We start from the raw sequence: 9,433 nt of genomic DNA, 5'->3' as shown, positions 1-9,433 counted from the left end.
CGGTATCGGACCGGTTCCCAGTAACCGCTACGTAAAAAAGCAGTTGCTGACAGCTCTGCCGGAATCTGTAACCGGAGACATTCTGGAGCTGGGGGCTGGCTGGGGTGGCATCTCTCTGGCTCTGGCAAAAGCTTATCCCTCCAACAAGGTGATTGCTGTGGAGAATTCTCTGCCAGTCTGGCTGTTTTGCTGGTTGCGTGTGATGGTGTGGCGAGTCTGCGGAAAGGTGACAAATCTGGAAGTGCAGCTGTGTAATATTAACCATACCGATTTACAGAGTGCGGGGCTGATTTACTGCTACCTCTACCCCGGCGCCATGAAACGGCTCTCATCACGGCTGCAGGAACTCTCACCAGGGTGTGCACTTATCAGTAATACTTTCTCGCTACCCGGGTTGGCTCCTGAAAAGTGTTTACAGGCGGCGGATGTCTGGAGAAGCCAGATTTTCTGTTACCGCCTGTGATTTTCAATTGAGGGCGTCTTTACAGATTGTCCCAGTAGCTTTCTTCTGACATGGACTCCAGCCGTTTTTGTTCCATGCGGTCTTCAATCGCCCGACGAATGTGTAACTGGCGTTGGGAAGCCTTTTCCGGAAGTTCCGCAACAGTCTCCTGACCTGGAGTGAGGTCAAACTTATCGGTCTGTTCTGCCATGATATTGGCCATGATGAATCCCCTTTTTCTTCTTATCTGTAAAGCCAGTGCAACCAGATCTGGCGTCCCTACCACTGCGTACTTAGGAGGAAACCCTCAAGGTGCGCAGATTCTGCTTCACATTCTCTAACTGTTTAGCAAGTTCAGGGCCACGTGTGTGTGCCACCCCCATAGCCAGAATATCGATCACAGTCAGATGCACAATACGCGAGGTTAATGGGGTATATATGTCAGTATCCTCAGGCACATCTACGGCAATATTTAATTCTGTATGGTTAGCCAGAGGGGAGTTTCCGGGACATAGAGCTATCACATGTGCTCCCTGTTCCCGAGCAAGTGTTACCATATGTAGCAACTCCCGGGTGCGGCCGGTTTGGGAAATGGCGAGAACGGCATCGTCTTTTCCAAGAGTGGCCGCTGAAATGGATTGCATGTGAGGGTCGGAATAGGCTGATGCATTCACCTGTAAACGGAAGAACTTGTGTTGAGCATCGTTAGCCACATTACCAGAGGCACCAAACCCGTAAAACTCTATACGGCGAGCTTTGCTGAGAATATGAATGGCTCTGTCCAGCGTGTCCGGGTTAATGCTGTTGCGTACTTCCAGCAAGCTGTGAACGGTGGCATCAAAGACTTTTCGGGTGATTGTACTCGTATCCTCCCCATCTGAGACGACAAAGCGGGAGAAATCATTCTTTGACGCGAGGGTTTGGGCAAGCTGGAGTTTGAAATCCTGAAAGCCGGAACACTCAATGGCTTTGCAAAAACGCACCACAGTGGGTTCGCTTACATCACATCTGGCCGCAAGCTCGGCCATACTTATGCGTACAACCCCCTGAGGATTTTTGGATATATATTCCGCGACCTTTTGTTCCGATCGTCTTAATTGGTCACGTTTGTGTTCTATCTGCCGCAGCAGGTTTTTTGTTGGCATATCCCTGCGTTCACCACATCAAGAGGCGACTTTATTGATGAAAGGAGTTATACAACAAATTGCGGAATACCACTATATGTTTTCATGCCACAAACCAGGAAATGCATACGGCCGATGAAAAAGCACAAAAATGAAGCACAACTGTTCAAACTGGCACTGCAGGTAGGATCACAGTTCGCAGTGAACAGGGGCTACAAGAATTTTGATCAGGGTATCTCCCCCAAAGACAAAGTGGAGTGCATCTATCGCCTGCTGGTAAAAGACAAGCTGATCACCCCACTGCCGGAAGATAAGGAAAATGGCCCCGGAATGAAACACCGCCTGATTGTGTGGATAACCAAGCAGCTGCCTGCGGATCATGAGCTGTTGAAATAGGCCGCCACATTTATGGAACTCTGGGATTTTTGTGGGGTCTAAACTTGCTGGAACTGCCGTACTGGGCTAAATCTATAGTGCCGGGGGCGATCAGGATTCGACGACGATCACGAACCCCAAGGTGCATGCCGAGAGATGGCAGTGGCTCTCGTAAAACAATAACTGTTATTTTTTAGTTGCCAACACAACTAAGCACGGAACTTTCGCCGTTGTAGACATGAATCATGTCTCCGCGAACGACAGCCTGGCTGCCGTAGCTGCCTAAACAGCAACTGGTTCCCGGTCTTTTTGCCTCGTCTATCGGGTGATTCCAAGACCGTCATTGCAGATGGACTCGCCGTGATCTGCGCCTGGCTTTGATCGGCTAAAACTTTACAGGCTCGTGCTGCCTTACCCTGACCGCTGGGTCATGGCAGGATTAAAATAAAGGCGGATCTAAGCATGTAGAGCCAAGGGCAGAGTATCGGCGGACGCGGGTTCAAATCCCGCCGCCTCCACCAATTCTATCATCAGCCAGTTACACCACCCCACACGCAGTCACACGCTCCCACACACACCAAACCCTATGAAAACAGGGGTCTTGGCTTGCCTGTAAAAGTCACTGGCACTGTGTATATATGCGTATATGAGCGTCTCAGGTGTGCACGAAAAAAACACGCTGGGCTATTTTGATCACGAAATGAGCACGAAAACGACACGTTATGGCCCCATTTGATCACGCTGGATGCGGTTTGTGATTCAGAAAAGAGGAGCATCAGGAAGGGCTGAAGAGAGTGTGCTGGTGGATTTATACCGGTCAGTTTTTCCGGTTTTCACTCCGTCGGAGGTTAGCTGAGAAGTTGGCAGAAGGTGTGTAATCTTCAGCCGCTTTTTCCAGCCAGCCTCCGTAGTGCTGGTTGAGCATTTCTATACCCTTGTGACCCATCTGGTTGGCAATCCACCATATATTTTCATTGTTGCGGATATGCATATGGGCGAAGGTGTGCCGGGTCTGGTAGGGATTTCTGTAGCGAACGCCAGACTTGTCGAGGGAGCGCTTCCAGCCATATTTGCGCAGCTGGGCATCGTTTTCCCAGTGGGTGTCATGCAGGGGATTGTGGAACACATATTCACCGGCCAGAAAGGTGTATTTTTTCTGATCAATCAGAGCTTCAAAAGCCTGATCCAGCAGAAGAACCCGTCTTGATTTGACCCCCTTGCCAGCGGTCTTCAGCTCTCCCTGTACCCCGTGCACCATGGCTTCATCAACGAGAACCTCTCGCTTGTTCCAGTCTATCTTTTCCCATTTCAGCCCAATCAGTTCGTTGGTACGCAGGCCTGTATAAAAAGCGAACTGAAATATGTTCCTGATCTGCCCGTCCATATGCTTCAGCAGCAGTTTGATTTCTTCTTCCGTGAAAGGGTCTGGTTCAAACTCGCTTTGCCGGGATTCCACAGAGATGATCGTATCAATATTCACTTGCCGGACCGGATTGATACTGATCACGCCATCCATAACGGCATCATCCAGGGCATGCTTGAAGGGGGAAAGGTAGTTGCTGATGGTTTTGCGCTTGGCTGTCAGGCTACGAGTGTGAATCCAGTCTCGTACCATCCCGGCCGTCAGGTCTTGCACAGCAATTTCGCCGAAGTCCGGTTTGATAATAAACTTCAGGTTTCTCACATAGGTTTTATAGGTCGATGGCCTGATCGTTTTCTCTGCACGCTTCAGGTAGGCATCAATATATTCGCCAACAGTCCAGTTGTCCCTGCGTTGGTACTGGCCGAGTTGTCTGAGTTTTTTGGATTTCGGAAAGTGGTAGGAGTAGTCAAATTTACCCAGCTCAATTTCATCTCTGACACGAAAGAGGAGGGCTGATGCACTTTTCATAGCGCGTTTCAGTTGCTGCTCAAAAGTATCAATATCCGAGGCGCTTTTTAAATCTGGAACCTGTTTGGAAATGGCTGGCTCACGGCATAAAACGCCACGGTACCGGAACTGAATCTGAATAGTAATACGATGTTTGTATGTCCGGAGAGTCACCCCTTTCGGACATTTGATATGGGAAAAGTCCATAACCATTTATCTCCTTTTACTGCGTAAGCCACCTCCACCAGCCCAATGATTGACGGCATCAAGATTGATCCAGAGGCAGCCATCCCCGGCCACACGGTACTCTCTGCCCTCCAACCACAGACCTGCTTTTTTCTTATGGTTCACGGTATTTCGTGTCTCTCCAGATAGTTCGCAGTATTTGCTTAATCTGACCCATTGCAGCATGTTTTCGTCCCTGAATTGTTTTCTGCACCGGACATCCTTGTCACTTCACAGATGTTGTTCGAGCACCACTCACCCCTTACTGGTATGAGAAACATCATAAGAAGCCAGCTGAAAGCTTCCCGGTCTGCCCTCCCTGCGTTTCATCACTCCCAGCGTCAGCCCGCGATCAATAACCATCACTGCATGACGATGCTCAATGCCGTTAATACGCCGAACGGTGTCTGTACTGAAATACGGCGTCCGACGTCCAAGGATGCGAACAAATTTGAGTAACTGGGAATCCAGCCCGATGCGATAGTTTTTTCTGGTTTCCGAATCCATGCCTGGCACTCCTGTTTATAGAACATTGTTCAGGTCACTGGCATTACGCACATCGCCCAGGATTTCACCCGTGTTTTCATCAATGACGACAGACTCCTCATCGCCCTGTATGACCACTCCGTTGTTCTGGGATTCCCCCAGCTCCACCTGCTCATCCATGTGCGCGGCCTTCTGCGCTTCAATGGACACCGGCAGGTACTTGAACATGCGACGGATAACGGTCTTGCGGCCCATCTCCTCGTAGTCGGTCTGCCAGGGGCCATCCCCACCAGCTTTGGAGCGCTTACGGATTGCGTCGACTTTATCCCTTGGCAGCCACTCGATGTGATAACCCCCACCTGAAAGGTGCGAGACTCCATAGAAACCCACCAACTGCCCCCGGTCGGCTCCCAGTGCCGGGACATGGCGAATGTGGGCCTCTGTGCCGTACTGAATCTGAAAGTCGTCGCTTTCATAAACGGCGCGAGCCTCAATGTTGGTGATATCCCCGGAGCGACGAGCCAGAGCCAGCATGCCCCGGTAACCCAGCATGAACTGGCATTCCAGCTGGCGGGCCTTGCTGTTCCAGAAAGGGATCAGGTAGCAATAGCCAAGCACGTTGCCCGGCTCCAGGCCTAGCTGGGCCGCCTGCACCACCGATCCGAGAATGGACAGGTGGCTGCACTCCTGCAGTTTGGGTGTTCTGCGTATCTCGGTCATCACCACCGAAAGCAGACGCTCCGGTGTCAGCGGTGTATTGGTCAGTGCCTGCGCGATGGTGTTTTTCTTATCCCGGAAAAGAGATTTGATAGACACGGCTGGTGGCGGGGCCTGCTCTTGTACTTTCTTCTTTGCAGCCATTATGACACCCCGCTCTGCAGCAGTGGTTTGTTATGTGCCCATGGCGGGAGGTCAATGGTGACAAAGTCGTCAGAGTAGGAGGGCCAGAAGCTGGACTCTTTGCAGGCCGCGAAGGTGGCCAGATAGTCACGGAAGTCATTATCACCAGCCGCCAGCATTTCGGGGGAGGCCATGTACAGGCCGATGGCGTAAGGCGGCTCTTTCTCTATGGCCAGCCATGCGAAAGCTGTCGCCTTCAGACCCAGTTGACGGCACCCTTCCAGATACATGGCAGCACTGATGTGGTAGCCATATTTGAAAACATCCCGCTGGAAGGACTCAAGGCGGGCATCAGTGGTGGTTTTAAGATCGAAAACAACCCCGATGTCTTCCCGGTAGTAATCCATCCGTGCACGGCAGGCCAGCTCAGTGCCGGGATCTTCCCAGAACAGGGAGCGTTCAGAGACTCCATCGGTAAAAACCTTGCTGGCCTTCCCATGATGTTGAACAGAACTCATCACTCCGGCACAGATATCAAAGTCGGGCTGGGAAATCAGCGTCCGGCCCTTGCTGTGTTCCGCCAGAATATCATCCCAGAAGACTGCATCATCTGCGGCTTCCTGAATCCTCTCTTTGAGTACCTGCTTGGTGCCGGAAACAGGCAACCCAAGAGTTTTACAGCAGGCTTTGTAGTCCTCCTGAGAAACCAGCGCATCAGGGTATGCCGCCGGATCAAGGGGCGGTGCATAATCCTTTTTGAATCGGTCGGGCTCAAGGACACAGGCATGCAAAAGCCGACCAAGGGTAAGAGTACGAGTTGTTTTCCCTCGCTCCTGCTGTGTACGTGAGTAGGCATGCCTTGGGGAGCGGCGCATCTCTTTCAGAATGGTGGATGAAACAGCTTCATCACTGTGATACAGCTCTTCATCCAGATTGTCGTAAATTCCAGTTTCCATGGTCTTGTCTCCATTATTTCGATAAGAGCAAAGGGTGCCCACAATTAACTGACCGGTATTGCGATATTCAGTGCCCAAAAAAAAGACAAGTGTGCTGTCTTGTGAGGTAAGGGCAGCCTGAAAATTCAAAGCGTGTGAGCAGTGGAGGCAACACACCCAAACACTCTGTGGTTGGGGATGCCGGGATTGTATGAACAGATTTCAGATGGGCGTGCATCATCGGCCAGCAGCAAAACGGGCTTGCCATAAACCGGCGTCTTGCTGAGAGAAACACGCATGAGCTTGTTTTGGAACCTGACCCACAGTTCCTTGACTGTGGATGGTTGTTGAGTGGTGTTGACCATGGTCGCCTCACGTCCTTGTAAGGGCACAACAAACAACGCCTCAGTTATTTTTTTAGGAATACTTTAATTTCACATATATTATTCAGAGCAGGATTTCTTCTCGCAAAATAACCCGCCCTACCAGCGTCGCTTTCACTCCTCGTTCGGAGTGTTTAGGGACTTTAATAATTCCGTCTTTTATTGCATCGAGGTTAACAGGAATCATACGCCTGTCTTCGGACAAGGAGTCGTTGTCTGTCTTGAGGTAACTCTCGATGCTATCGGTCACCAGTTGCCGCAAAACACAATGGTTATTGATGATTGCGATGACAAAGCAGCCATCGGTATAGCGAGTCACAGGATCAACAAAGATGATTTCCCCGGCCCTGAACTGATGAGTGGCCTGCACGCTTGAAATGGCCAGACAATAGGACTGGGGGGAGTGCTGGACGGGGCACTTGTGTACAAGATCCACCATGCCGACTGATTCATCACCATTGACCAGAATATTGTACAAGTCAGGCCAGAGGTACATGGGCAATGGGGAACCCTGATTAACAATAGAAATACCTTCGGCGGCTGGGGAGCCTACCCCTTCGGTTAGCCAGCGTATATCAGCATCCAGGGCATCAGCGATGCGTATCAGATAACTGCTTTTTTTTATGCGTCCGGATTCCAGGTCGTGGATCGTGGACTGTGAGGTTTGTACTTTATCCGCTACCTGCTTTTGTGACAGATTCCGAAGGTTGCGCACGTACCTTATGCGATCTTTGAGTTGTTCCATGGTCTTTTTCAATTTTTGTTATTTGAGTAACAAATGATAGGTGTCTCCGCACTCTATGAGACCCAATCTAACACCCAATTTTCTATATATGAAACCAAAACCTTTATTTGACGTTTACACATCCACTGATATAAAACAATAACACTAGTAAAAAAAACAAAGCAAACGTAGAAAACAAAATATACAACGTTTTACCCGTGATAATTGTTATCATATACCCAATTAGCACTGCTAAAAGTAGTGTTTCGATAATTTGCATAGAACAGCAGGGAGGCTGCATGCATTTATCCAAAAGCCAGCTCATAAAAACCACAATACGTAATCAAAATTTGTCACCTCGCGCCCGACATTTTTTGCAGCTTTTGATTCTTGACGCAGACATCAATGGCATCTGTCATATCGATCGCACAGGTTGCGCCAGCAAGATGAACGTATCACTCCCTTGCTTTGTGCGATACATCAAGGAACTCAAGGCCGGGCAATGGATAGAGGACAATGGTCATCGGCAATCCTGTCGCCTGAACATGCAGACTCTCACACCGAAAGAGATGTGTGTGCAGGGAGACGATAGCTATGTCCTCATCGATTAACCAGCAAATCCTTGTTAATGCGTTGCTCTGGAAGGGGCTGAGCAATGGGCAGAGGGTTTTGCTTTCTCTTATGTGCTGTCATGCCAGCAGTCAGGGACAGTGTTATTTGCAGCTCAGTGAGATTGCCGAGATGCAGAACATTCACAAATGCTCGGTCAGCCGGGACATTAAAAAACTCAAAGAGCTTGGTTTGGTTTATGCGAGAAAGCGTGGTCTTTACTCCATCAACCTCACTCTTATTTCTGCTGATTTTAACTCGATGCTGGTAAAGCAAATTAACGCTGGTGTTAACTTAGTTGACGCTACGGTTAATGAAAATGATCACAGTGGTAAACAGAATGTTAACACTACAGCTGATTTAGTTAACCGCACAACCAATAACGACCAGCAAAGGAGTGTTTGCTCTGATGTTAACTCAATTAACCATGGTGCTAATCTAGTCAGCGCCGGGGTTAACTCAGTTAACCCCATAGTTAATTCAAGAGAAGAGCCTTATATCTCTTATGACTCTATTAATACAAACAACGTATTAATAGAGAAAGAAGCCCCTTCCCTTGCCAGTCCTCCTGCTACACCACCAGCCAAAAAGCGAAAGCGAAGCCCTCGAACGAAAACCACATTCCCCGCAGGTTTCACAATCACGGAGGACATGTGGAACTGGTATGCGAAGCAGGGCGGTTTTGTTTTACCTATCGAGCAGGCCACCGAGACGTGGTCGGATGCCATGCGAGCCAAAGGCTTGAAATATCTTGATTGGCGGGCGGCATGGCGTAATGGCATGAAAAACCAGAACAAATGGGAGAAACGTGATCGTGAGCAAGGACAGCAACGAACCCATACAGACATCGCTAATGCCTACGCACGACAGTGGTGCGATGAACACGGAGTCCCGTACGAGCCATGAAAAACACAACCAGCAGCAGGCCAGGGAGCAGTTTTATTACTCATTGGCTGAGCGACTGGATGGGAAGTTTGGTGTTGTTTTCAAAAATATCTGGTGGCCAAGAAATCAGTCACAGACGATGCGCAAGCTGGTCGTACAGGAGTGGGCGGATGCACTGTTGAGAAACAGGATCACCGGGCAAGAGGCACACGCTGCCTTGCACCATGTTTGCGATAACTTCAGCAAACCACCGTCCATCGCAGAGTTTCTTGAGCACGCTAAAGGCACCCGAAGAAAACCACTTGCCCACCGGAAATATAACAGGGAAGAAGATCGTGTTGTTGATAAAAGCAAGCGAGCGAAATCTATGAAGACAGCCAGTTTTTTTCTTGACGAAATTTATGCGTCTTTAGGAGGTGATTCTGATGTCTAATCCAATTTTATTATGGAGAATCGTTTTAACGGTTAAGTTCATTTTTAATGAGACTTCATCGTCTTTAGGAGGTGGTCCTGATGTCTAAATAGGGTCTAGACA

At 49.4% G+C, this 9,433-nt stretch carries 13 protein-coding genes and 1 other RNA gene; 6 read left to right on the top strand and 8 right to left on the bottom strand.

Annotated elements, in window-relative coordinates; all coding sequences use genetic code 11:
- Positions 1-463 (top strand): methyltransferase (locus E1189_RS05275; protein WP_155159003.1); only part of this gene is annotated, 463 nt, incomplete at its 5' end.
- 19 nt (positions 464-482) lie between these two features.
- Here E1189_RS05275 and E1189_RS05270 read toward each other — a convergent pair.
- Both E1189_RS05270 and hexR read right to left on the bottom strand, forming a co-directional pair.
- Positions 483-665, bottom strand: coding sequence for a PA3496 family putative envelope integrity protein (locus E1189_RS05270; protein WP_155159002.1), 183 nt, complete (start codon positions 663-665; stop codon positions 483-485).
- A 70-nt stretch (positions 666-735) separates the two neighbouring features.
- The gene (gene hexR, locus E1189_RS05265) at positions 736-1,587 is read right to left on the bottom strand and encodes a transcriptional regulator HexR (protein WP_155159001.1); all 852 of its coding nucleotides are present in this window, start codon (positions 1,585-1,587) and stop codon (positions 736-738) included.
- 114 nt (positions 1,588-1,701) lie between these two features.
- Between hexR and E1189_RS05260 the strand changes: the two genes are divergently transcribed.
- Positions 1,702-1,962: a DUF5062 family protein gene (locus E1189_RS05260; protein ID WP_155159000.1), complete on the top strand. Its 261-nt coding sequence runs from the start codon at positions 1,702-1,704 to the stop codon at positions 1,960-1,962.
- A gap of 82 nt (positions 1,963-2,044) precedes the next feature.
- Positions 2,045-2,462, top strand: a transfer-messenger RNA (tmRNA) gene (gene ssrA / locus E1189_RS05255).
- Positions 2,463-2,758: 296 nt separating this feature from the next.
- Here ssrA and E1189_RS05250 read toward each other — a convergent pair.
- The 6 genes from E1189_RS05250 to E1189_RS05230 form a co-directional block, all read right to left on the bottom strand.
- A complete protein-coding gene (locus E1189_RS05250) occupies positions 2,759-4,018 on the bottom strand; it encodes a tyrosine-type recombinase/integrase (protein ID WP_196221213.1) in 1,260 nt (419 codons plus the stop codon).
- 6 nt (positions 4,019-4,024) lie between these two features.
- Positions 4,025-4,222 carry an excisionase family protein gene (xisR, locus tag E1189_RS26415; RefSeq protein WP_490352837.1) on the bottom strand — a complete coding sequence of 66 codons (198 nt, stop codon included), beginning with the start codon at positions 4,220-4,222 and terminating at the stop codon, positions 4,025-4,027.
- A gap of 69 nt (positions 4,223-4,291) precedes the next feature.
- Positions 4,292-4,543 carry a hypothetical protein gene (locus tag E1189_RS05245; protein WP_155158998.1) on the bottom strand — a complete coding sequence of 84 codons (252 nt, stop codon included), beginning with the start codon at positions 4,541-4,543 and terminating at the stop codon, positions 4,292-4,294.
- A gap of 15 nt (positions 4,544-4,558) precedes the next feature.
- Positions 4,559-5,383 carry a recombinase RecT gene (locus E1189_RS05240; RefSeq protein WP_155158997.1) on the bottom strand — a complete coding sequence of 275 codons (825 nt, stop codon included), beginning with the start codon at positions 5,381-5,383 and terminating at the stop codon, positions 4,559-4,561.
- Positions 5,383-6,318, bottom strand: a complete 936-nt coding sequence (locus E1189_RS05235) for a PD-(D/E)XK nuclease-like domain-containing protein (RefSeq protein ID WP_155158996.1) — start codon at positions 6,316-6,318, stop codon at positions 5,383-5,385. Before E1189_RS05235 ends, E1189_RS05240 begins: the two co-directional genes overlap by 1 nt.
- Positions 6,319-6,744: 426 nt before the next feature.
- Positions 6,745-7,425: an XRE family transcriptional regulator gene (locus tag E1189_RS05230; RefSeq protein ID WP_155158995.1), complete on the bottom strand. Its 681-nt coding sequence runs from the start codon at positions 7,423-7,425 to the stop codon at positions 6,745-6,747.
- A 278-nt stretch (positions 7,426-7,703) separates the two neighbouring features.
- Here E1189_RS05230 and E1189_RS05225 point away from each other — a divergent pair, with 278 nt between their 5' ends.
- The 3 genes from E1189_RS05225 to E1189_RS05215 are packed head-to-tail and all read left to right on the top strand — an operon-like array spanning position 7,704 to position 9,331.
- Positions 7,704-8,015, top strand: a complete 312-nt coding sequence (locus tag E1189_RS05225; protein WP_155158994.1) for a hypothetical protein — start codon at positions 7,704-7,706, stop codon at positions 8,013-8,015.
- Complete coding sequence (locus E1189_RS05220) at positions 7,999-8,919, top strand: helix-turn-helix domain-containing protein (protein WP_155158993.1); 921 nt, start codon at positions 7,999-8,001, stop codon at positions 8,917-8,919. Before E1189_RS05225 ends, E1189_RS05220 begins: the two co-directional genes overlap by 17 nt.
- Positions 8,867-9,331, top strand: a complete 465-nt coding sequence (locus E1189_RS05215; RefSeq protein ID WP_155158992.1) for a hypothetical protein — start codon at positions 8,867-8,869, stop codon at positions 9,329-9,331. The genes E1189_RS05220 and E1189_RS05215 overlap by 53 nt, the downstream gene beginning before the upstream one ends.
- Positions 9,332-9,433 lie beyond the last annotated feature (102 nt).

Source organism: Parendozoicomonas verongulae (assembly GCF_009711465.1).
GTDB classification, from domain to species: domain Bacteria; phylum Pseudomonadota; class Gammaproteobacteria; order Pseudomonadales; family Endozoicomonadaceae; genus Sansalvadorimonas; species Sansalvadorimonas verongulae.
This window is presented reverse-complemented; position numbering and strand designations above follow the sequence as displayed.